Source organism: Amphritea japonica ATCC BAA-1530 (assembly GCF_016592435.1).
Lineage (GTDB): Bacteria > Pseudomonadota > Gammaproteobacteria > Pseudomonadales > Balneatricaceae > Amphritea > Amphritea japonica.
This window is the reverse complement of sequence record NZ_AP014545.1, coordinates 3,608,003-3,629,870: the sequence shown is the minus strand read 5'-3', so window position 1 is coordinate 3,629,870 and position 21,868 is coordinate 3,608,003. Positions and strand designations below refer to the sequence as shown.

Below are 21,868 nucleotides of genomic sequence, written 5' to 3'. Positions count from 1 at the left end.
GCTGTTTAATTCGTGACCGATACAGGCTTGACTTGGGGGTATAGGGTAAGTAGAATGCGCTACCCCGTTAAATGGGGTTAGGTGGCGAAAGCCGAATTTAATATTCTAGGAATTGTATTCAAATGCAAAACCAGAAAATCAGAATCCGTCTAAAGGCTTTTGATCATCGCCTGATTGACTCTTCCGCTCAGGAGATCGTTGAGACTGCTAAGCGGACAGGTGCTCAGGTGCATGGTCCGATCCCACTTCCTACTCGCAAAGAACGTTTTACAGTTCTGGTCTCTCCTCACGTGAATAAAGACGCACGTGATCAGTATGAGATCCGTACTCATAAACGTGTTCTAGATATCGTTGAGCCAACAGAAAAAACTGTTGATGCTTTGATGAAGCTAGATCTTGCAGCGGGTGTTGAAGTGCAAATTAGCCTAGGCTAATTTAGACGACTGCGTAGATTAGATAATCTACGTGTGGAATGCCTTTTAGGCAGCCATAGCGGGTTTTAGCCCCGTACACAACTGGCAATGTGAGGTTTATAAAATGTCTGTATCTTTAATCGGACGTAAAGCAGGTATGACTCGTGTCTTCACAGAAGACGGCGTGTCAGTGCCAGTCACTGTCATCGAGGTGGAACCGAACCGCGTAACACAGGTTAAGACCGAAGAAACTGATGGTTATACTGCTGTGCAGGTAACTGTAGGTTCTCGTCGTGCTAGCCGCGTTACTAAGGCCGCTGCAGGTCACTTTGCGAAAGCAGAGACCGAAGCAGGTCGTGGTTTGTGGGAGTTCCGTCTGTCAGGTGACGAAGAAGTAAATGTTGGTGATCAACTGACTGTTGAACGCTTTGAAGCGGGTCAGAAAATTGATGTAACCGGTCAATCCAAAGGTAAAGGTTTTCAGGGCGGAATTAAGCGCTGGAACTTCTCCATGCAGGATGCGACTCACGGTAACTCACTTTCTCATCGTGCTCCTGGTTCTATTGGTCAGTGTCAGACTCCTGGTCGTGTGTGGAAAGGTAAGAAGATGGCAGGGCATATGGGTGCTGAACGTGTAACCGTTCAATCCCTGGAAGTTGTTCGCATCGATACCGAGCGCAATCTGCTGTTAGTAAAGGGTGCTGTACCTGGAGCTACCGGTGGCGACGTAATCGTAAAATCAGCTGTTAAAGCTGGTGCCTGAGGGGGTTTGAAATGAATCTGAATCTTGCAGGAGCTGGAGGAAGCGTAGAAGTTTCCGATCTGGCATTTGGTAAAGAATTCAATGAATCACTGGTTCATCAGGTTGTTACGGCATACCTGGCCGGTGGTCGTCAAGGCACCAAGGCTCAGAAGAACCGCGCCGCTGTAAGCGGTGGTGGTGCTAAGCCATGGCGTCAAAAAGGTACTGGCCGTGCACGTGCTGGTACTATTCGTAGTCCTCTGTGGCGTACTGGTGGCGTAACATTCGCTGCTCAGCCACGTGACCATGCTCAAAAAGTTAACAAGAAAATGTATCGCGCTGCGATGCGTTGCATCTTGTCTGAGCTGGTACGTCAGGAGCGTCTGGTTGTTGTTGAAAACTTCCAGGTTGACGCACCTAAGACTAAGCAGTTTGTTGCCAAGCTAAATGAGCTTGAGCTGGCAAACGCGCTGGTTGTGACAGAAGACGTAGAGCAGAATCTGTATCTGGCTGCACGCAACGTACCACACGTTGATGTACGTGATGCTGCCGGTATCGACCCTGTTAGCCTTGTTGGCTTTGAGAAGGTTGTAGTGACCGTTGCTGCTCTCAAGAAGATTGAGGAGGCGTTGTCATGAACGAAGGACGCATCTATCAAGTGCTGCTAGGGCCGCACATCTCTGAGAAAGCAACTATCGTTGCTGAAGGTTCTCAGCAGGTAGTATTCCGCGTTGCAACTGATGCGACTAAGCCTGAGATCAAAAAGGCTGTCGAGCAGTTGTTTGACGTTAAAGTAACAGGCGTGAACGTCGTCAACGTTAAGGGCAAAACCAAGCGCACACAGCGCGGTATGGGTAAGCGCTCTGACGTACGCAAGGCATATGTTTGCCTGGCAGACGGACACGACATCGACTTCATCGATGGCGAATAAGAGGGGTTACAAGAATGGCTATAATCAAATCTAAACCGACCTCTGCTGGACGCCGTCACGTAGTTCGGGTGACTAATCCTGATCTGCATAAGGGTAAGCCACACGCTGCTCTGGTCGAGAAGAAAAGCAAAACCGGTGGTCGTAACACCTATGGTCGCATTACGACTCGTCACATTGGTGGCGGTCATAAGCAACATTACCGTGTTATCGATTTCCGTCGCAACAAGCTAGATATCCCTGCTACCGTTGAGCGTCTGGAATATGATCCAAACCGCTCTGCACACATCGCGCTGCTGATGTATGCTGACGGTGAGCGTCGCTACATTATCGCCCCTAAGGGTGTTAAAGCTGGTGATACTCTGATATCTGGTCAGGCTGCTGACATTAAACCAGGTAACTGCCTGCCACTGCGTAACATTCCTGTTGGTAGCGTCATCCACTGTATCGAAATGAAGCCAGGTAAGGGTGCTCAAATTGCACGTTCTGCTGGTACTTCCGCTCAGTTGGTTGCACGTGAAGGTGCTCACGCAACACTACGTCTTCGTTCCGGCGAAATGCGTAAAGTGTTGGTTGATTGCTGCGCAACACTAGGTGAAGTTGGTAACTCCGAGCATTCCCTGCGTCGTCTGGGTAAAGCTGGTGCTACTCGCTGGCGTGGTGTTCGTCCTACCGTTCGTGGTGTAGCGATGAACCCGGTTGACCATCCACATGGTGGTGGTGAAGGTCGTACGTCTGGTGGTCGTCATCCTGTGACGCCATGGGGTGTTCCGACTAAAGGTAAGAAAACTCGTAAGAATAAGCGTACCGATAAGATGATCGTACGCCGTCGTCAAGCGAAATAATCAGAGGATACAGCTGTGCCACGTTCACTGAAGAAAGGTCCTTTTATCGACCTTCACCTGTTGAAAAAGGTAGAAGCTGCAGTTGAGGCCAATGATCGTCGTCCGATCAAAACTTGGTCTCGTCGTTCTACAGTTTTTCCAAACTTTGTAGGACTAACGATTGCAGTTCATAATGGCCGTCAGCACGTTCCGGTGTTCATCACCGAAGATATGGTTGGTCATAAATTAGGCGAGTTTTCTGCTACCCGTACGTATAAGGGTCATGCAGCAGACAAGAAAGCTAAACGCTAATCGGGAGTTAAGAAAATGGAAGTAGCCGCTAAGCACAAAGGCGCCCATATCTCCGCTCAGAAAGCGCGTTTGGTTGCCGATCAAATCCGCGGAATGGCGGTGGGTGAAGCCCTGAATATTCTGGCTTTCAGCCCTCAAAAAGGTGCGGTCCTTGTTAAGAAGGTACTCGAGTCTGCTATTGCTAACGCAGAGCATAACGAAGGTGCTGATATTGATGAGCTGCGCGTTTCTGAAGTCTTCGTCGATGAAGGCATGACAATGAAGCGCATTAGACCGCGTGCGAAGGGTCGCGCTGACCGTATTTTGAAGCGCACCTCCCACATCACCGTTAAGGTAGCTGACTGCTAGGAGATACCACGATGGGTCAGAAGGTACATCCAACAGGTATTCGTCTTGGGATTGTTAAAGATCACACTTCGGTGTGGTATGCAGACAAGAACGAATACGCAAGTAAGCTGCTGAACGATCTTAAGGTACGTGAGTACCTTGAAGGTCAGTTGAAAGCAGCGTCTGTGAGCCGCATCGAAATCGAGCGTCCTGCACAGAATGCAAAAATCACCATTTACACTGCCCGTCCAGGCATTGTAATTGGTAAAAAAGGTGAAGATGTAGAAAAACTGCGTAACGCTATCTCTAAAATGATGGGTGTTCCGGTTCACATCAACATCGAAGAAATCCGTAAGCCAGATCTGGATGCTAAACTGGTTGCTCAAAGCGTAGCGAGTCAGCTGGAACGTCGTGTGATGTTCCGCCGTGCTATGAAGCGTTCTGTACAGAATGCTATGCGCCAGGGTGCTCAGGGTATCAAGATTCAGGTAGGTGGCCGTTTGGGCGGTGCAGAGATTGCACGTTCAGAATGGTACCGCGAAGGTCGTGTGCCATTGCACACCCTGCGTGCTGATATCGATTACGGTACTTATGAGGCGCATACCACTTATGGTGTGCTTGGTATTAAAGTCTGGATCTTCAAAGGTGAGATTCTGGGTGGTATTGAAGAAGTACGCGCTCAGAAGAATGCTCAACCTAAGAAGAAAGGTTCAAAGTAGGGGTAATTATCAATGCTGCAACCTAAGAGACTTAAGTTCCGTAAAGTAATGAAGGGCCGCAATCGCGGACTTGCAGAGCGCGGTAGTGCTGTTAGTTTTGGTGAAATTGCACTGAAAGCTACTGGCCGTGGCCGTATCACTGCTCGTCAGATCGAGGCTGCTCGTCGTACCATGACTCGTCACGTAAAGCGTGGTGGTAAAATCTGGATTCGCGTGTTCCCGGACAAGCCGATTACAGGTAAGCCACTTGAAGTACGTATGGGTAAGGGTAAAGGTAGTGTTGAATACTGGGTTGCCCAGATCAAGCCAGGCAAAGTGCTGTTCGAAATGAGCGGTGTGCCTGATGAGCTGGCAATTGAGGCATTCAACTTGGCATCGGCTAAATTGCCGGTTGCTACCACCATTGTTAAACGGACGGTGATGTGATGAATGCAACTGAACTGCGTGGACAGTCCGCTGAAGAGCTACAGCAAACGCTGATAGGTCTTCTGAAGGATCAGTTCAATCTGCGTATGCAGAAAGCGACTGGTCAGCTGGCTCAGAACCACATGTTGGGTCAGGTACGTCGCGATATCGCGCGTGTTAAGACCATACTGAATGAGAAAGCAGGTAACTAATGATGGCTGCAGAAAAACGTACACGTACTGTGACCGGTAAGGTAGTTAGCAACAAAGCTGACAAAACCATTACCGTTCTGGTTGAGCGTAAAGAGAAGCACCCGATCTACGGGAAATTCGTAACTCGCTCCACTAAGCTGCATGCGCATGACGAACAGAATGAATGTCAGATGGGTGATACGGTAATTATCGCTGAATCCCGTCCGCTTTCAAAAAGTAAGTCTTGGACGCTAGTTAAGATTGAAGAACAGGCAGTAAAGGTGTAATATAACGCACCTTTGCTTCTGGCAGGCTATTTTTTGGGCCCGAAAGAGCAAAGAAAATAGTCTGAATTTTGGAGTAGAGACCCATGATTCAAACAGAATCTATGCTTGATGTTGCTGATAACAGTGGCGCCAAGCGAGTACAGTGTATCAAGGTCCTGGGTGGCTCACACCGTCGTTATGCCGGTGTAGGTGACATCATCAAAGTTACTGTTAAGGAAGCAATTCCTCGCGGTAAGGTGAAAAAAGGTCAGGTCCTAAACGCTGTTGTGGTACGTACCCGTAAAGGTGTTCGTCGCCCGGACGGTTCAGTTATCCGCTTTGATACAAACTCAGCGGTATTATTGAACGCCAGTGACGCTCCGTTAGGAACACGTATCTTTGGCCCAGTAACTCGTGAACTTCGTAATGAGAAGTTTATGAAAATCATTTCCCTGGCGCCTGAAGTGCTATAAAAAATCTCGACTTTCGCAAGTCAGGATTTATGCAAAAACGCTAAGCTCGAAAGGGCTTGGCGTTTTTAAGCATGAGAGGGTAGTAGGAAAGGATGGATATATAATGCGTAAAATTATTCGTGACGACGAAGTTATCGTCATCGCAGGAAGAGACAAAGGTAAGCGCGGTAAAGTTCTGCGCGTACTGACTGACGGTCGTCTGATCGTTTCTGGCATCAACATGGTTAAGAAACACACCAAGCCAAACCCAATGCTGGGTAAGGCTGGCGGTATCGTAGAGAAAGAGGCAGCGATTGCAGTATCTAATATCGCTATCTTTAACTCTGCTGCCGGTAAAGGTGACCGTGTTGGCTTCAAAGTTCTGGAAGATGGCAACAAAGTCCGGATCTTCAAATCCAACGGCGAAGTAATCGCTAAGTAATAGGAGTTGATGCCATGTCTAGACTAAAAAGCCTTTATAATGAATCCGTTAAGCAGCAGCTGAAAGATGAGCTGGAATGCCCTAACGTGATGGCTGTTCCTCGCCTGACCAAAATTACCCTGAATATGGGTGTTGGTGAAGCGTTGGGTGATAAAAAGCAGCTGGAAAATGCTGTTGCAGAGATGCAGCAGATTGCAGGTCAAAAGCCTGTTGTTACCCTGGCCCGCAAATCTATTGCAGGCTTCAAGGTACGTGAAAACTGGCCTATCGGTTGCAAGGTAACACTGCGCGGTGAGCGTATGTGGGAATTCCTTGACCGCTTGGTAGATATCTCGATTCCTCGTATTCGTGACTTCCGTGGTCTAAACCCTAAGTCTTTTGACGGTCGTGGGAACTACAGCATGGGTGTTAAAGAGCAGATTATCTTCCCTGAAATCGAATACGATAAGGTTGATAAGCTGCGTGGTATGGATATTACCATCACCACTACTGCTCGCACTAACGACGAAGGTCGTGCCCTGCTGGCAGCCCTAAACTTCCCATTCAAAAAGTAAGGGTAGAATAATGGCTAAGGAATGTATGAAAGCGCGCGAAGTTAGACGCGCAAAAGTAGTTGCTAAGTATGCTGAAAAGCGTGCTGCTCTTAAGGCAATTGTTAAAAGCCCTGCTTCTTCTGAAGATGAAGTTTGGGAAGCACAGGTAGCTCTTCAGAAGCTGCCGCGCGACGCTAACCCGGTTCGCCAGGTACGTCGTTGTCAGGTTACTGGTCGTCCACACGCCGTTTACCGCAAGTTCGGTCTGAGCCGAATTAAATTGCGTGAAGCAGCTATGCGTGGTGATGTTCCGGGCCTGAAAAAAGCAAGCTGGTAAGCATAATGGTCTGGGCAGGGTGATTCGCACCCTGCTACCGCATTACGCTGCACAAAGGAAATTAAACCATGAGTATGCAAGACACTCTTGCGGATATGCTTACGCGTATTCGTAATGGTCATATGGCTGAAAAAACAGCTGTAACTATGCCTGCTTCCAAAATGAAAGCTTCTGTAGCTGCCGTTTTGAAAGAGGAAGGTTACATTGCTGACTTCGCTGTTGAAGGCGAAGGTAAGCCAGTTATGACTGTTGAATTGAAATACTTCGAAGGCAAGCCGGTTATTGAGTCTATCCAGCGTGTTAGCCGTCCATCCGTACGTGTATACCGCGGCGCTTCCGAGCTGCCTAAAGTATCTGGCGGTCTGGGTGTTGCTATCATCTCCACCTCTAAGGGTGTGATGACTGACCGTGCTGCTCGTGCTGCCGGTATCGGCGGCGAAGTCATCTGTACGGTATTCTAGGAGCTAGAACTATGTCTCGAGTTGCTAAAAGTCCAGTTGTCCTACCGGCAGGTGTAGAAGCTAAAATTGATGGTCAGACGATCACTGTAAAGGGTAAGAACGGTACTCTTGATCTGTCTGTACACCAGTCTGTAGAAGTAACCAGTGAAGAAAACGTAGTCAAGTTTGCCCCACGTGATGGCGGCAAATCAGCCAATGCGCTGGCGGGTACTACTCGTTCTCTGGTTAATAACATGGTTGTAGGCGTGAACGCTGGTTTCGAAAAGAAACTGCTGCTTCAGGGTGTTGGTTATCGTGCTGCTGTTAAAGGCAATACGCTTAATCTGACTCTGGGTTTTTCACACCCAATCGATTACGAACTTCCTGAAGGCGTTAAAGCTGCAATGGAAGGCCAGACTACTATCGTGCTGAATGCAGCCGATAAGCAAGCTCTAGGCCAGGCCGCAGCAGAGATTCGCGCATTCCGTCCACCAGAGCCTTATAAGGGTAAAGGTGTTCGTTACGCTGACGAATATGTTCGCCGTAAAGAAGCTAAGAAGAAGTAAGGTAGGGTCATGAACGATAAGAAAACATCTCGTATTCGCCGTGCCCGCCGTGCTCGTTTTAAGATGCGTGAGCTGGGTGCAGTCCGTCTGTGCGTAACCCGTACTCCTCGCCATATCTATGCACAGGTAATCTCTGCTGATGGTGGCCAGGTTCTTGCTGCAGCTTCGACTGTAGAGAAGGATCTGCGTAGTGATGCAACCGGAAATTCCGATGCAGCTACTAAGGTTGGCACATTGATCGCTGAGCGTGCGAAAGACGCTGGCGTGACTAAGGTTGCTTTCGACCGTTCAGGGTTTCGATACCATGGACGTGTTAAAGCATTGGCAGATGCAGCCCGTGAAGGCGGCCTGGAATTCTAAGGGGTTTGACAATGGCAAATCACGATCAGAAAGACGGTGACCTGCAAGAGAAACTTGTACAGGTTAACCGTGTTGCCAAAGTAGTTAAGGGTGGTCGTATTTTCGGTTTCACCGCCTTAACTGTTGTTGGTGACGGTAATGGCCGCGTAGGCTTCGGACGTGGTAAAGCACGCGAAGTTCCTGTGGCTATCCAAAAAGCAATGGAACAAGCGCGTCGTAATATGGTCAGTGTTGATCTGAACGGCACAACTCTGCAATACCCTATTAAAGCCCGTCACGGTGCTTCTAAGGTATACATGCAGCCTGCATCTGAAGGTACTGGTGTAATCGCGGGTGGCGCGATGCGTGCTGTACTTGAACTTGCAGGTGTTCACAACGTACTGGCTAAGTGCTACGGCTCTACAAATCCAGTAAACGTTGTTCGCGCAACTATCAATGGTCTGGCTGGCATGACATCTCCTGAAGATGTTGCTGCTAAGCGTGGTAAGGCCGTTGAAGACATCCTAGGGTAATTAACGATGGCATCTACTCTCAAGGTTACACTTGTACGCAGCACCATCGGTATCCTGCCTAAGCACAAATTGTGCGTTAAGGGTCTTGGACTGCGTCGTATCGGTCATTCTGTTGAAGTGGAAGATACACCTTCCGTTCGCGGTATGATTAACAAAGTAAACTACATGGTTCGTGTAGAAGGCGAATAAGGAGTCTGTTATGCGTCTGAATACACTGAGTCCTGCCGAAGGTTCTAAGCACGCTCCTAAGCGTGTGGGCCGCGGTATTGGTTCCGGCCTGGGTAAAACCGGCGGTCGTGGTCATAAGGGTCAGAAATCCCGCTCCGGCGGATCTGTGAGACCAGGTTTTGAAGGTGGTCAAATGCCACTGCAGCGTCGTCTGCCTAAGTTCGGCTTTACCTCTCGTCAGGCTGCATTCGTTGCAGAAATTCGCCTGAATGAGTTGGCTAAAGTTGACGGCGATGTCGTTGATCTGGAAGCACTGAAGAAAGCCGATATCATCAAAGACAGCATCAAGCGTGCGCGCGTGATTTTGTCTGGTGAGATCAACAAAGCAGTTACCGTTAAAGGTCTTAAAGTGACCAAAGGCGCGTTGGCTGCAATTGAAGCTGCAGGCGGAAAAGTCGAGGAATAAATGGCTAAGAAAGGACCAGTACCAGCAGGAAATCAAAACGGCTTAGGCGAGCTTAAGTCACGCCTGCTGTTTGTTTTGATTGCGATCGTTGTATACCGTATCGGTGCACATATTCCGGTACCTGGTATCAATCCTGATCGTCTGGCTCAACTCTTTGACCAGAATCAGGGCACAATCCTGAGCATGTTTAACATGTTCTCAGGTGGTGCGTTGGAGCGGATGAGTATTCTTGCTCTGGGTATCATGCCGTACATCTCTGCATCTATTATTATGCAGCTGATGACGGTAGTTAGCCCTACTCTGGAACAGCTTAAGAAAGAGGGTGAAGCTGGTCGTCGTAAGATCAATCAGTATACTCGCTATGGTACTGTTATTCTGGCGACTGTTCAGTCGTTTGGTATGGCAGTTGGCCTGGCTAATCAGGGTGTTGCATTTAATGCCGGTCCTAACTTCTACTTTGTAGCGGTTGTGACGTTGGTTGCGGGTGCGGTCTTCTTGATGTGGCTGGGTGAGCAGGTAACTGAGCGTGGTATCGGTAACGGTATTTCGATATTGATCTTTGCTGGTATTGTGGCCGGTCTGCCTGGTGCAGTCGGTCAGTCCTTTGAAGCAGCGCGTCAGGGGGATTTGAATATCCTGGCGTTGCTGGCCATAGCTGTGCTGGCGGTTGCCACTGTCGGTTTTGTAGTGTTTATGGAGCGCGGCCAACGTCGCATTACCATTAACTATGCAAAGCGCCAACAGGGGCGTCGTATGTATGCTGCACAGACAAGTCACTTGCCGTTGAAGGTCAACATGGCTGGCGTAATCCCGCCGATCTTCGCTTCAAGCATTCTGCTGTTCCCTGCTTCGCTTGGCCAATGGTTTGGTCAAACCGAAGGTATGGAACTGCTTCAGGATATCGCTCTTGCGCTGGGCCCGGGTCAGCCGCTGTATATCCTGCTGTTTTCTGTATGCATCATCTTCTTCTGTTATTTCTATACCGCGATTGTTTTCAATCCAAAGGAAGTAGCGGATAACCTGAAGAAGTCTGGTGCATTCATCCCGGGTATTCGCCCAGGGGAGCAATCTGCTAAGTACATCGATAACGTACTGGGCCGCCTGACACTGTTTGGCGCTCTGTACATCACTGCGGTATCTCTGATGCCTCAGTTCCTGGTAGTTGCCTGGAATGTACCTTTCTACTTCGGTGGAACGTCGTTGCTGATCGTAGTTGTTGTTGTGATGGATTTCATGGCACAAGTACAGTCGCACCTGATGTCCCATCAGTATGAATCCCTGATGAAGAAGTCGAATCTTAAAGGTGGTGGTGCTGGCCTGCTGCGCTAGCCCCTGCTATTTGGAGTTGATCATGAAAGTACGTGCATCTGTTAAGAAGATCTGCCGTAACTGCAAGATCGTACGTCGTAACGGTACTCTGCGGGTAATCTGCAAAGTTGAACCACGACACAAGCAGCGCCAGGGTTAATTAACGCCTGGTCTGGGGTGGAAGGTAAGAGTCCTTGATTTATTTTTGATCAAGGTGTAGAATCTCGCGCCTTCCATTAATAGAAGAATTTGCAGTACCTGTGAAAAGCACAGGCTACATGCTAATAAGTTGGAGTAAATTGAATGGCCCGTATAGCTGGCGTCAATATTCCTGACAATAAGCATGCGGTAATTTCATTGACTTACATCTTCGGAATTGGCCGCACTACAGCGAAAGATCTCTGCGCTGCTTGTGGGATTACAGAATCCACTAAAATTGCAGAATTGTCAGAGAGTCAACTGGATAACGTTCGTGGCGAAGTTGCCAAGTTAACAGTTGAAGGTGATCTTCGCCGTGAAGTATCCATGAACATCAAGCGCTTGATGGATCTGGGCTGTTATCGTGGTCTGCGGCATCGCCGTAGTCTGCCTCTTCGAGGTCAGCGCACTAAGACTAACGCGCGTACTCGTAAGGGTCCACGAAAGCCAATCCGTAAGTAATGGTAAGCGATAGGAATTTCCAGTATGGCTAAGCCAGGTAATCGCACACGTAAAAAGGTTAAAAAGCAGGTTGTTGACGGATTCGCTCACATCCACGCTTCATTTAACAACACGATCATTACTATTACTGATCGTCAGGGCAATACCCTGAGTTGGGCAACCGCAGGCGGCTCCGGCTTCCGTGGTTCTCGTAAGAGTACACCCTTCGCGGCACAGGTTGCTGCGGAACGTGCAGGTGTAGCTGCTCAAGAGTATGGTCTAAAGAATCTAGACGTTTTTGTTAAGGGCCCAGGCCCAGGCCGTGAATCCGCAGTGCGTGCATTAAACGCTTGTGGTTACAAGGTTAACAACATCACGGATGTGACACCGATACCACACAACGGTTGTCGTCCACCGAAGAAACGTCGCGTTTAAGCCGGAGACAGTAATATTATGGCTCGTTATTTAGGACCAACATGTAAGCTGTCTCGCCGTGAAGGTACTGACCTTTTCCTGAAGAGCGGTGTTCGTGCTCTGGACAGTAAGTGTAAAGCTGAAAATGTTCCAGGTGTACATGGCGCTCGTCGTGGTCGGTTATCTGATTACGGTTTACAGCTTCGTGAGAAACAGAAAGTTCGTCGTACATACGGCGTGCTTGAAAAGCAATTCCGCAGCTACTACAAGGAAGCTGCCCGTCGCAATGGCGCGACTGGTACTAACCTTCTTCAGCTGTTGGAAGGGCGTTTAGACAATGTCGTCTATCGTATGGGCTTTGGATCTACTCGTGCTGAAGCACGTCAGGTAGTTTCTCATCGTCAGATTACGGTTAATGGTCAGTCTGTTAACGTACCGTCTTACCAAGTTAAGACTGGTGACGTTGTTGCAGTACGTGAAAAGTCTAAAACTCAGTTGCGTATTAAACACGCACTTGAGTTGGCTTCTCAGCGTACAGCTATTGAGTGGGTAGATGTTGATGCTGCGAAAATGGAAGGTACTTTCAAGTCCCTGCCAGAGCGTAGTGAACTGTCTGCTGACATCAATGAACAGCTGATTGTTGAACTGTACTCTAAGTAAAATATTGACTTCTTAATTGGTGGAACTATGCAGCGTTCAGTAAACGAGTTTCTAAGCCCACGTCACATCGACGTACAGGAAATTAGCTCTACTCGTGCAAAAGTTACTTTAGAACCACTGGAGCGCGGTTTTGGCCATACGCTGGGCAATGCACTGCGCCGTATCCTTCTCTCTTCAATGCCAGGCTGTGCCGTCACTGAAGTAGAGATCGAGGGCGTGTTGCATGAGTACAGCACCATCGAAGGTGTGCAGGAGGACGTAATTGAAATCCTGCTTAACCTGAAAGGTGTTGCAGTTACTCTGCACAATGGCGACGAAGTAACCCTGACTCTGTCTAAGAGCGAAGCTGGTCCTGTTACTGCAGCTGATATTCAGCTGAACCAGGATGTAGAGATCGCTAACCCAGAGCATGTCATCGCTCATTTGAGTGAAGGTGGAAGCCTAAACATGCAACTTAAGATCGTTCGTGGTCGTGGCTATGTGCCAGCCGACCTGCGCGTATCTGAAGAAGACGAGTCTCGGACCATCGGTCGCTTGCTGCTTGATGCTACTTACAGCCCAGTTCGCCTGGTGTCTTATGTAGTGGAAAGCGCGCGTGTTGAACAGCGTACTGACCTAGACAAGCTGGTTATAGACATTGAATCCAATGGTACTATCGATCCAGAAGAATGCATTCGTCGCGCTGCTACTATTTTGCAGCAGCAACTGGCTGTATTCGTAGATCTGGAAGGTGGTAAGGATCAGGTTAACGATGAGCCGGAAGAGCCAGAGATCGATCCGATCCTGCTTCGTCCGGTAGATGATCTGGAGCTGACTGTACGTTCCGCCAACTGTCTGAAGGCAGAGCAGATCTACTATATCGGTGACCTGATTCAGCGTACCGAAGTAGAACTGCTTAAGACTCCGAACTTGGGTAAGAAATCGCTGACCGAGATCAAGGACGTTCTTGCGTCCAAAGGTCTGTCGCTGGGTATGCGCCTTGAAAATTGGCCACCAGCGAGCATCAGAAACGACGATAAAGTCGCTTCCTGATCCGCGGTTTTAAACCTAACAGTTTGGCAAGGATAAAAAGATGCGTCATCGTAAATCAGGTCGTCACTTTAATCGTACAAGTGCGCACCGTAAAGCAATGTTCAAGAACATGGCTGTAAGCCTGTTCGAACATGAGCTCATCAGGACCACGCTGCCTAAAGCTAAAGAGCTGCGTCGTGTTGCTGAGCCACTGATCACATTGGCAAAAGAAGACTCGGTTGCTAACCGTCGTCTGGCATTTGCTCGTACCCGCAGCAAAGAAGCTGTCGGTAAACTGTTTAACGAACTGGGTCCTCGCTACGAAGGTCGTCCAGGCGGATACATTCGCATTCTTAAATGTGGATTCCGTACTGGTGACAAAGCGCCGATGGCTTACGTTGAGCTAGTTGACCGTCCAGCAGATGCTGTAGCGGTAGAAGATTCTGAAGATTAAGTTTTAATTTTCATTTCTAATAAAACCCGGCCTTGGCCGGGTTTTTTTTGCCCAAAAAAAGGCAGATTGGAAGGTCCTCAGTACTGTTTGTTAAACGGCAGTGCGGCCTTTTGATGCTCAAAGCGGCTTTCATATGTTGTAAGAAGGGGCTAGCTTGTGTCGAGTGGCTACTTCAGAGAGTTAATTCAAAGCGTTGTGGCTTAACCAGTGATTTATTTATCTAATGCCAGGTTGATACTTCAGTGCTTATAAAACAGATGTAACTAGCATTGGGCTCATAGCCATAGGTGGAATTGCCGGTTTTTAAGGGTCAGAGGGGGATCTAACTAGTTTTTGAGTGACGAAAGCATGTATTGGGAGTATTTATTAATATCATAAATTACCCACTTTGGTGTATCTCTATGCAGACACTTATCTAAATGGCACTATAATCCGCGCTTACATAATTTTGTGTTGGAAGTAGAAATATGGGGCTAGTTAGCTGCGAAGTTTGCGAGGTAGTGCTAAGGGATCAGCCAATTTCCGTACCGACAGGATATATACCAAGAAATCAAAACTTTAACGAAACAATCTATACTTGTAGCAAGTGTAGAGTCGATGTTCGGCTTACTTCGGTTCCGCATCGCTGGAGTATGCTTGGAATACCTCGCTAATACCTTAAATGAAAAGGCCGACGCTAACCTGTCGGCTTTTCATAGAGAGCTTGTTAGCTAGTTCGTCGCTTTTTCTAACATCGGTTTCAAAAACTCTCCGGTGTAAGAGCCCTTAATCTCTGCAACAGTTTCCGGGGTGCCTGTGGCGATAATCTCACCGCCCCTTACGCCGCCCTCAGGCCCCAGATCGATGATCCAGTCGGCAGTTTTGATTACGTCTAGGTTATGCTCGATGACGACGATAGTGTTGCCATGATCGCGCAGGCGGTAGAGTACATTCAGCAGTTGTTGAATATCGTAGAAGTGCAGGCCGGTGGTAGGTTCATCGAGAATGTAGAGGGTTTTACCGGTATCTCGTTTACTCAGCTCTTTGGCGAGTTTCACTCGTTGCGCTTCACCACCGGACAGTGTGGTAGCGGCCTGCCCCAGGCGAATATAGGATAGGCCTACATCGATCAGTGTTTGCAGGCGACGAGAAAGCGCAGGGATAGCTTCAAAGAACTCGCGGCCATCTTCAACGGTCATCGCCAGTACGTCGTGAATACTCTTACCTTTGTATTTAACTTCGAGTGTCTCTCGGTTATACCGCTTGCCTTTACATACATCGCAAGGAACGTAGATATCTGGCAGGAAGTGCATCTCGACCTTGATCACACCGTCGCCCTGGCACGCTTCGCAACGTCCACCTTTGACGTTAAAGCTGAAACGCCCTGGCTTATAACCCCTTGAGCGGGCTTCTTGTGTGCCGGCGAAGAGTTCCCTGATTGGCGTAAAGATGCCTGTATAGGTCGCGGGATTGGATCTTGGGGTGCGGCCGATAGGACTCTGATCGATATCGATCACCTTATCTAACTGCTCCATCCCTTTTAGTTCTCTGTAAGGCGCTGCCGTGAGGGTAGTGGCGTTGTTTAATTCGGTGGCCGCAATTGGATACAGGGTACTGTTGATCAGTGTTGACTTGCCCGAACCGGATACGCCGGTTACACAGGTAAGGAGGCCCAGAGGTATGTCCAGATCTACATCATTGAGGTTGTTCCCTGACGCGCCATGTAGCTGCAGCCAGCGCCCATCTTGCTGATGGCGTTCGCCAGGAACTGCAATCTGGCGACGGCCTGACAGGTAATCGGCTGTAATGGAGTCTTTTGACTGCATTAGTTCTGCCGGGGTGCCCTGAGCGATAATCTCGCCTCCGTGAACGCCGGCCCCGGGGCCTACATCGATAACATAGTCGGCCAGGCGGATCGCATCTTCGTCATGCTCGACGACGATGACGGTGTTGCCCAGGTCACGCAGATGGATCAGGGTTTTAAGCAGGCGATCATTGTCTCGTTGATGCAGGCCGATAGACGGCTCATCAAGGATATACATAACGCCTACCAGACCAGCACCGATCTGACTGGCTAAACGAATGCGCTGTGCCTCACCACCGGATAGCGTATCGGCGCTGCGCTCTAGTGACAGGTAGTCCAGGCCGACATTGACGAGAAACTCCAGTCGCAGGCGGATCTCCTTAAGAATCTTATCGGCAATCTCACCCTGTTTGCCGGTCAGTTTCAGATTATCAAAGTAGTCACAGCTATCTCCGATGGAGAGTTTGACTATCTCAGGCAGGGTCTGCTCATCAATATACACATGGCGTGCATCTCGTCGCAGACGGCTACCGTCGCAGCCAGGGCATTCCTGCATGTTGATATATTTTGATAAATCCTCACGAACCATATCGGATTCGGTTTCCCGATAGCGTCGTGACAGGTTGTTCAGTACGCCTTCAAAGGGGTGAGATTTGCTGATGACATCACCGCGATCATTAAGGTAACGAAAAGCAATATCCTCTGTACCGCTGCCTTCCAGAATCACTTTCTGTTGTTTTTCGTTCAGATCTTTGAAAGGGGTGTCGATGTTAAAGCCATAATGTTCAGATACGGCTTTCAGCTGCTGAAAATAATAAAGTGCCCGGCGGTCCCAGCCACGAATTGCGCCTTCAGACAGGGTCAGGCTAGCGTCACTGACTACTTTGTTTGGGTCAAAGAACTGCTTTACACCCAATCCGTCACAGGATGAGCAAGCTCCATGAGGGTTGTTAAACGAGAACATCCGGGGTTCCAGTTCCTGAATGCTATGGCCGCATTTGGGGCAGGCAAAACGGGCTGAAAAAACCAGTTCCTCACCATCGCCATCCATATAGCTGATAGTGGCAATACCATCAGTCATGTTCAGGGCGGTTTCAAAAGATTCCGCTAGGCGAATCTGTAGGTCGTCGCGTACTTTGAATCGGTCAACCACCGCTTCAATATTATGTTTTTTGTTCTTATCCAGTTCTGGAATGCTATCGATGTCGCAGACGATCCCGTTCACGCGAGCGCGGACGAAGCCTTGTGCCTGTAATTCGTTGATAGTATGTAAATGCTCACCTTTACGGCCCTGAATAACAGGCGCCAGTAACATCAGCTTCGTGCCTTCAGGTAGCGCTATAACCTGATCAACCATCTGGCTGATAGTTTGTGCAGCCAATGGAAGGTCATGATCCGGGCAGCGAGGTTCTCCCGCCCGGGCAAACAGCAAGCGGAGGTAGTCATATATTTCAGTAATTGTACCGACGGTAGAGCGAGGGTTGTGTGATGTGGATTTTTGCTCAATAGATATTGCCGGTGACAGACCTTCAATATGATCGACATCGGGCTTTTCCATCATCGACAGAAACTGACGGGCATAGGTCGAGAGAGATTCTACATAGCGTCGTTGACCTTCAGCATAGAGCGTGTCAAATGCCAGCGAAGATTTGCCTGAGCCGGACAAGCCTGTGATAACAACGAGTTTATCCCGTGGGATATCCAGGTCGATATTCTTGAGGTTGTGGGTTCTAGCGCCCCGAACCAGTATCTTGTCCATGCTGTTTCCGTGTGTGAAGTAAAGGGGTCAAGTATAAAGAGTTATGCGCGCCGCCAACACCTGATCTGAAGATATTTTACGCTGATAGCAGTAATATTTATGATATGCTTTAGCCCAATGCATTAGCTGTAATAATTGTGCAGCAACGGTTGCAACTAGTTAAAGAAAATTGGAGAGATCAATGGCACGCGGTGTTAACAAAGTCATCCTGATTGGTAATCTGGGCAACGACCCTGAAACTAAATATATGCCTAGTGGTAATGCGGTGACTAATATCACAGTCGCGACCTCGGAGTCATGGAAGGATAAGCAAACCGGTCAGCAGCAGGAACGTACTGAGTGGCACCGGGTGGTGTTTTTTAACCGCTTGGCTGAGATTGCAGGCGAATACCTGCGCAAGGGGTCTAAAGTTTATCTGGAAGGGTCTTTGCGGACTCGGAAATGGCAGGATCAGCAAGGGCAGGATCGCTATACTACAGAGATTGTTGCCAGTGAGATGCAGATGCTGGACAGTCGCGGTGAAGGGGGCGGTGGATATCAGCAGCCTCAGGCCGGTGGTTATCAGCAAGCCCCGCAGCAAGCGCCTCAGCAGCAGGCCCCGCAGCAGAATTATCAAAAGCCACAACAACAGCAACCACAGCAGTCATATCAGAAACCACAGCAGAACACTGCGCCGCAGCCTGCCCCTGGTCTTGATGACTTTGATGATGATATCCCGTTCTGAGGCACACCTTAGATTGGATATGTAAAAATACATATAAGCCCCTGATAATAGGGGCTTTTTTTGTTTTAGGTGTTAGGTGTTGTCAGTGATATAAAATAAATAAATGGCCGTCTTAGGTTGGTTCATGAGTTCATCAGGGTAAGCGTTTAGTGTGATGCAGTGGTAAGGGGCGCCAAGCGTTACTCTGTTCTTTGCTAGTCAGCACGAGTGGTCAATATGGGTAGTGTTAGTTTCTACAAGGCAAGCTTCCGCAGTAATCTATATTGCATATAATGTATTATGAAAAATATAACAGCATTTGATTTAAAGTCGTTGAGTCTTTATTTAGGCATTGCTCAAAAAACAACCGGGCATTATAACGTATACATCTAAGTATAATGGCGTATTTATCATTACATAAAGTGAGAGAATCATAAGGGATTTTCGGGTATGTGAATGCTAACTATCATGGACAGAGCAGTTAGGTTGATTCAAACAAGCGATCCTTAATATCGTTGGAGTTAATAGATTCTATGGCCCATCACAATTTAGCTTGTCCGTTCTGTCAGGAGGCTAAGTCTCAAGTACAAGCCATGGGGGAGGGCTCTCATCAGGTTTGCTGTAATCACTGTATGGCTATGGGGCCTGCTGCAGAGAGCGCAGAGCTTGCTTTGAAACAGTGGGAAACCTTCTATCAGGAAGTAAGCTTATCAAAGCTGGTAATTGAAGAGTCGCCGGATATCATCCTGATTAAAGATTGGGATGGTCGATTCTTGCTGGGCAACAGAGCGTTGGCTAATCTATATGGTACTACGCCCAGTGAGTTGATCGGTCATGATGACGGGTATTTCAATCCTAACCAGAAACAAGTTGATTTCTATCTTGAGAGTGTTCGTGAGGTTATTCGGTCAGGTAAGGTTCAACAGATTGAGGAATCATCAACCGATCACGAAACCGGTGAAACTAAACATTACCTTTCAGTAAAAAAACCTTTCGTTGGCCCCTCAGGGGAGCCCAGAATCTTAGTTATTGCCAATGATATTACCGAACTGAAACTGGCCTATCAGAAGCTGGAAGAGCGGGAAAACCGATACGCTTACGCGATGAATATTGCCGGTGAGGGGATCTGGGACTGGGATCTCCAGAATAACACTGTGACTCATAATAAGCGTTGGTGTGAAATTCTCGGGCTTGATGATGAGAGTTTACAGCATCCAGTTGAAGACTTTATTGCCTTGTTGCATGAAGAAGATCGTGATGCAGTATCTGACGCACTGAATCTGATGCTGTCGGATAAAACCGGTGGGGAAAATTATAACCATGAGCATCGTATGCGTCGTGCCAACGGTGATGTTTTTTGGGTCCTTGATCGCGGTGATATAGTTGAGCGTGATAGTAATGGCAACCCGCTAAGGGTTGTGGGTGCGATACGCGATATTGATGAGCGTAAGCAGTTTGAGCTTAATATTAGTGAAGCAAAACAGGACTTGTCCGTACTGAATGCGCAGTTGGAAACAACCGTTAAAGAACGTACCGCAGAACTGTACAGAAACGAACAGCGATTTGCTGTTGCGATGCGCAGTGCCAACGATGGTCTGTGGGACTGGGACCTGAGGACTGATCGGGTATATTACTCGCCACGCTGGAAAAGTATGCTCGGATATTCCGCAGATGAGTTAGAGCCTTCTCTTGAAACCTGGGCTTCGATGGTTCACTCCGACGATAAAGAGAATGTCTTGCAAAAAGTGCAGAACTACTTGTCTGGAGAGGAAGAAGAGTTCGAAGTTGAAATGCGTATGCGGCATAAGAGTGGTGGCTATGTCTTTATACGCTCCCGCGCATTTAAGATACTTTCTAAATCCACAGGAGAAGCGACTCGCCTAATTGGAACTCACGTTGATATTTCAGATAAAAAACGATCAGAAATCTTTGATCAACGTACGACTAATGTTCTTGAGATGATCGCTAAAGGTAATCCAGCCTCGGAAATTTATGATGAGATAGCGCACCTTTATGAAAGCCGGCATCCTGGGTTGCGCTGTTCAATGCTTGAGCTTGAAGGTGATACGTTGCTTCACGGCGGGGCTCCCAGTTTGCCGAAAGCTTATTGCGACGCGGTAAATGGGCTAAAAAATGGTCCCGAAGTTGGCTCTTGTGGGGCGTCTACTTACACCGGGCAACGGGTTATTGTAGAAAATATTAGCACTGACCCCAAATGGGCGGACCTCAAAGCGTTTGCGTTACCTCATGGTATGCGTTGTTGCTGGTCTGAGCCTATCATCAACTCTACCGGCACTGTCTTAGGTGCTTTTGGCATGTACTATAATCACCCGGCATTACCTAATGATGAAGAGTCTGAAGCCCTTACCTCCGCAGCAAGGCTGGCGGGCATTATTATGGAGAGAGAGCATAACCACAGACGCATGCGGGAACTAGCCTATAAAGATACGGTGACCGGGTTGTCGAGTAGAGGTTATTTCTATTTAACGCTGGAAGAGCTGCTAAAGCTGTCTGAGCGCAACCAGAACCAGTTTAGTCTGCTTTATTTGGATCTGGATGATTTTAAAAATGTAAATGACAGTCTGGGCCATGATACGGGAGATCTGTTGCTTAAGGAGGTCGCTGAGCGACTTAAAGAAGCGTGTCGGGAAGCTGACTTTATCGCGCGTCTTGGAGGTGATGAATTCTGCATTATTATTCATGATGTCGATGAAAGTTATCATTCGGTCAAGATCGCGGAGCGTTGTTTAAGCTTTATATCGCAGCCGATCATGCTGGCAGGCAGAAAGCTTGTTCCTACCTGTAGTATAGGCATTGCCCACTACCCGGCGGATGGAGACAGCCTGAATACGTTAATAAAAGCGGCGGATACCGCGTTGTATGAAGCGAAAGATCTTGGTAAAAACCGATATTCTTTTTATGAATCTGAATTTACTGAAAAAGCGGAGTACCGGTTCCAGGTTGAACAGCATCTGAGGGAAGCCGTTGAACAGCGGCAAATAACGCTGGTTTATCAGCCTCAGATTGATATCGCCTCGGGAGAAATTATCGGCGTTGAAGCGTTGTCGCGTTGGTATCACCCGCAGCTAGGGCACGTATCCCCTATAGATTTTATTAAAATTGCTGAACAGATAGGTTTGATCAAGCCACTTACTGAATGGATATTGCAGACGGTGTGCGATCAAATGGCTGTATGGAACAGCGAAGGTTTCTCCGATATTCATACGGCGGTAAATATCTCCCCCGACCACTTCTTAGATAAAGGTCTTGTCTCCTTAATAACTGAGACGCTAGAAACGAAAGGTATTGCTTTCGATAAACTAGAGTTGGAGGTGACCGAGAGTACCGTACAGACTAATGCGCAAAATTTGTCAGCATTTGAACGGTTAAAAGATCTAGGTATTTCGGTGGCAATTGATGATTTTGGCACAGGTTATTCATCATTTTCATCTTTGAAACATATGAATGTGGATATTTTGAAGATCGATAAAAGCTTTATTGATGATATTTTAACTGACGAAAAAACCCAGGTTTTGGTCGGCTCGATGATAAAAATGGGGCATAACTTAGGTTACAAAATTATCGCCGAAGGTATTGAATCACATGCGCAATTACAGTTATTACAACGATTACAATGCGATATAGGCCAGGGGTATCTATTTAGTAAGCCGGTAACGGCTAAAGAGATATCCACAATCCTCGGGTCAAGCTATTGAGTTCGTGAAGCTGGCGGA

General features: G+C 48.1%; 31 protein-coding genes. 30 read left to right on the top strand and 1 reads right to left on the bottom strand.

Annotated elements, in window-relative coordinates:
• The first annotated feature begins 122 nt into the window (after window positions 1-122).
• The 28 genes from rpsJ to rplQ all read left to right on the top strand — a co-directional run bounded on the left by rpsJ (window position 123) and on the right by rplQ (window position 13,889).
• Complete coding sequence (gene rpsJ / locus AMJAP_RS16755) at window positions 123-434, top strand: 30S ribosomal protein S10 (protein WP_019622815.1); 312 nt, start codon at window positions 123-125, stop codon at window positions 432-434.
• Window positions 435-537: 103 nt separating this feature from the next.
• Complete coding sequence (gene rplC, locus AMJAP_RS16750) at window positions 538-1,176, top strand: 50S ribosomal protein L3 (protein ID WP_019622816.1); 639 nt, start codon at window positions 538-540, stop codon at window positions 1,174-1,176.
• An 11-nt stretch (window positions 1,177-1,187) separates the two neighbouring features.
• Entirely contained in the window at window positions 1,188-1,793 is a 606-nt protein-coding gene (gene rplD, locus AMJAP_RS16745) for a 50S ribosomal protein L4 (protein WP_019622817.1), read from the top strand.
• Window positions 1,790-2,086, top strand: a complete 297-nt coding sequence (gene rplW / locus AMJAP_RS16740) for a 50S ribosomal protein L23 (protein ID WP_019622818.1) — start codon at window positions 1,790-1,792, stop codon at window positions 2,084-2,086. Before rplD ends, rplW begins: the two co-directional genes overlap by 4 nt.
• Window positions 2,087-2,100: 14 nt before the next feature.
• The gene (rplB, locus tag AMJAP_RS16735; protein ID WP_019622819.1) at window positions 2,101-2,928 is read left to right on the top strand and encodes a 50S ribosomal protein L2; all 828 of its coding nucleotides are present in this window, start codon (window positions 2,101-2,103) and stop codon (window positions 2,926-2,928) included.
• Window positions 2,929-2,943: 15 nt separating this feature from the next.
• Window positions 2,944-3,219 (top strand): 30S ribosomal protein S19, encoded by a 276-nt coding sequence (gene rpsS / locus AMJAP_RS16730; RefSeq protein WP_019622820.1) that lies wholly within the window; start codon window positions 2,944-2,946, stop codon window positions 3,217-3,219.
• Window positions 3,220-3,234: 15 nt separating this feature from the next.
• Window positions 3,235-3,567, top strand: coding sequence for a 50S ribosomal protein L22 (gene rplV, locus AMJAP_RS16725; protein ID WP_019622821.1), 333 nt, complete (start codon window positions 3,235-3,237; stop codon window positions 3,565-3,567).
• An 11-nt stretch (window positions 3,568-3,578) separates the two neighbouring features.
• Window positions 3,579-4,265, top strand: a complete 687-nt coding sequence (gene rpsC, locus AMJAP_RS16720; protein ID WP_019622822.1) for a 30S ribosomal protein S3 — start codon at window positions 3,579-3,581, stop codon at window positions 4,263-4,265.
• A gap of 12 nt (window positions 4,266-4,277) precedes the next feature.
• On the top strand, window positions 4,278-4,691 hold the full coding sequence (rplP, locus tag AMJAP_RS16715) for a 50S ribosomal protein L16 (protein ID WP_019622823.1): 414 nt from the start codon (window positions 4,278-4,280) through the stop codon (window positions 4,689-4,691).
• Window positions 4,691-4,882, top strand: a complete 192-nt coding sequence (gene rpmC, locus AMJAP_RS16710; RefSeq protein ID WP_019622824.1) for a 50S ribosomal protein L29 — start codon at window positions 4,691-4,693, stop codon at window positions 4,880-4,882. Before rplP ends, rpmC begins: the two co-directional genes overlap by 1 nt.
• Before the next feature lie 2 nt (window positions 4,883-4,884).
• Complete coding sequence (gene rpsQ / locus AMJAP_RS16705; RefSeq protein WP_040404870.1) at window positions 4,885-5,148, top strand: 30S ribosomal protein S17; 264 nt, start codon at window positions 4,885-4,887, stop codon at window positions 5,146-5,148.
• Window positions 5,149-5,231: 83 nt separating this feature from the next.
• Window positions 5,232-5,600, top strand: coding sequence for a 50S ribosomal protein L14 (gene rplN / locus AMJAP_RS16700; protein WP_019622826.1), 369 nt, complete (start codon window positions 5,232-5,234; stop codon window positions 5,598-5,600).
• A gap of 103 nt (window positions 5,601-5,703) precedes the next feature.
• Window positions 5,704-6,021: a 50S ribosomal protein L24 gene (gene rplX / locus AMJAP_RS16695; RefSeq protein WP_019622827.1), complete on the top strand. Its 318-nt coding sequence runs from the start codon at window positions 5,704-5,706 to the stop codon at window positions 6,019-6,021.
• A 14-nt stretch (window positions 6,022-6,035) separates the two neighbouring features.
• Complete coding sequence (gene rplE, locus AMJAP_RS16690) at window positions 6,036-6,575, top strand: 50S ribosomal protein L5 (RefSeq protein WP_019622828.1); 540 nt, start codon at window positions 6,036-6,038, stop codon at window positions 6,573-6,575.
• Between the two features lie 10 nt (window positions 6,576-6,585).
• A complete protein-coding gene (rpsN, locus tag AMJAP_RS16685) occupies window positions 6,586-6,891 on the top strand; it encodes a 30S ribosomal protein S14 (protein ID WP_019622829.1) in 306 nt (101 codons plus the stop codon).
• A gap of 68 nt (window positions 6,892-6,959) precedes the next feature.
• Window positions 6,960-7,352: a 30S ribosomal protein S8 gene (gene rpsH, locus AMJAP_RS16680; RefSeq protein ID WP_019622830.1), complete on the top strand. Its 393-nt coding sequence runs from the start codon at window positions 6,960-6,962 to the stop codon at window positions 7,350-7,352.
• An 11-nt stretch (window positions 7,353-7,363) separates the two neighbouring features.
• Window positions 7,364-7,897: a 50S ribosomal protein L6 gene (rplF, locus tag AMJAP_RS16675; RefSeq protein WP_019622831.1), complete on the top strand. Its 534-nt coding sequence runs from the start codon at window positions 7,364-7,366 to the stop codon at window positions 7,895-7,897.
• Between the two features lie 9 nt (window positions 7,898-7,906).
• Window positions 7,907-8,257 carry a 50S ribosomal protein L18 gene (gene rplR / locus AMJAP_RS16670; RefSeq protein ID WP_019622832.1) on the top strand — a complete coding sequence of 117 codons (351 nt, stop codon included), beginning with the start codon at window positions 7,907-7,909 and terminating at the stop codon, window positions 8,255-8,257.
• An 11-nt stretch (window positions 8,258-8,268) separates the two neighbouring features.
• A complete protein-coding gene (gene rpsE, locus AMJAP_RS16665; RefSeq protein WP_019622833.1) occupies window positions 8,269-8,769 on the top strand; it encodes a 30S ribosomal protein S5 in 501 nt (166 codons plus the stop codon).
• A 6-nt stretch (window positions 8,770-8,775) separates the two neighbouring features.
• On the top strand, window positions 8,776-8,958 hold the full coding sequence (gene rpmD / locus AMJAP_RS16660; protein ID WP_019622834.1) for a 50S ribosomal protein L30: 183 nt from the start codon (window positions 8,776-8,778) through the stop codon (window positions 8,956-8,958).
• 10 nt (window positions 8,959-8,968) lie between these two features.
• Entirely contained in the window at window positions 8,969-9,403 is a 435-nt protein-coding gene (gene rplO, locus AMJAP_RS16655) for a 50S ribosomal protein L15 (protein WP_019622835.1), read from the top strand.
• A complete protein-coding gene (gene secY / locus AMJAP_RS16650) occupies window positions 9,404-10,732 on the top strand; it encodes a preprotein translocase subunit SecY (protein ID WP_019622836.1) in 1,329 nt (442 codons plus the stop codon).
• A 22-nt stretch (window positions 10,733-10,754) separates the two neighbouring features.
• On the top strand, window positions 10,755-10,871 hold the full coding sequence (rpmJ, locus tag AMJAP_RS16645) for a 50S ribosomal protein L36 (protein WP_083935407.1): 117 nt from the start codon (window positions 10,755-10,757) through the stop codon (window positions 10,869-10,871).
• Window positions 10,872-11,014: 143 nt separating this feature from the next.
• On the top strand, window positions 11,015-11,371 hold the full coding sequence (gene rpsM / locus AMJAP_RS16640; RefSeq protein ID WP_019622837.1) for a 30S ribosomal protein S13: 357 nt from the start codon (window positions 11,015-11,017) through the stop codon (window positions 11,369-11,371).
• Between the two features lie 24 nt (window positions 11,372-11,395).
• Window positions 11,396-11,785: a 30S ribosomal protein S11 gene (gene rpsK / locus AMJAP_RS16635; protein ID WP_019622838.1), complete on the top strand. Its 390-nt coding sequence runs from the start codon at window positions 11,396-11,398 to the stop codon at window positions 11,783-11,785.
• Window positions 11,786-11,803: 18 nt separating this feature from the next.
• The gene (gene rpsD / locus AMJAP_RS16630; protein WP_019622839.1) at window positions 11,804-12,424 is read left to right on the top strand and encodes a 30S ribosomal protein S4; all 621 of its coding nucleotides are present in this window, start codon (window positions 11,804-11,806) and stop codon (window positions 12,422-12,424) included.
• Window positions 12,425-12,451: 27 nt separating this feature from the next.
• Complete coding sequence (locus AMJAP_RS16625) at window positions 12,452-13,456, top strand: DNA-directed RNA polymerase subunit alpha (protein ID WP_019622840.1); 1,005 nt, start codon at window positions 12,452-12,454, stop codon at window positions 13,454-13,456.
• Window positions 13,457-13,496: 40 nt separating this feature from the next.
• Window positions 13,497-13,889 (top strand): 50S ribosomal protein L17, encoded by a 393-nt coding sequence (gene rplQ / locus AMJAP_RS16620; protein WP_019622841.1) that lies wholly within the window; start codon window positions 13,497-13,499, stop codon window positions 13,887-13,889.
• Window positions 13,890-14,599: 710 nt separating this feature from the next.
• Here rplQ and uvrA read toward each other — a convergent pair.
• Complete coding sequence (gene uvrA, locus AMJAP_RS16615; protein WP_019622842.1) at window positions 14,600-17,431, bottom strand: excinuclease ABC subunit UvrA; 2,832 nt, start codon at window positions 17,429-17,431, stop codon at window positions 14,600-14,602.
• Between the two features lie 181 nt (window positions 17,432-17,612).
• Here uvrA and ssb point away from each other — a divergent pair, with 181 nt between their 5' ends.
• Together ssb and AMJAP_RS16605 are read left to right on the top strand one after the other, a co-directional pair.
• Complete coding sequence (gene ssb / locus AMJAP_RS16610; RefSeq protein WP_019622843.1) at window positions 17,613-18,155, top strand: single-stranded DNA-binding protein; 543 nt, start codon at window positions 17,613-17,615, stop codon at window positions 18,153-18,155.
• Between the two features lie 512 nt (window positions 18,156-18,667).
• The gene (locus tag AMJAP_RS16605; protein WP_156815247.1) at window positions 18,668-21,850 is read left to right on the top strand and encodes a bifunctional diguanylate cyclase/phosphodiesterase; all 3,183 of its coding nucleotides are present in this window, start codon (window positions 18,668-18,670) and stop codon (window positions 21,848-21,850) included.
• The last annotated feature ends 18 nt before the right edge of the window (window positions 21,851-21,868 follow it).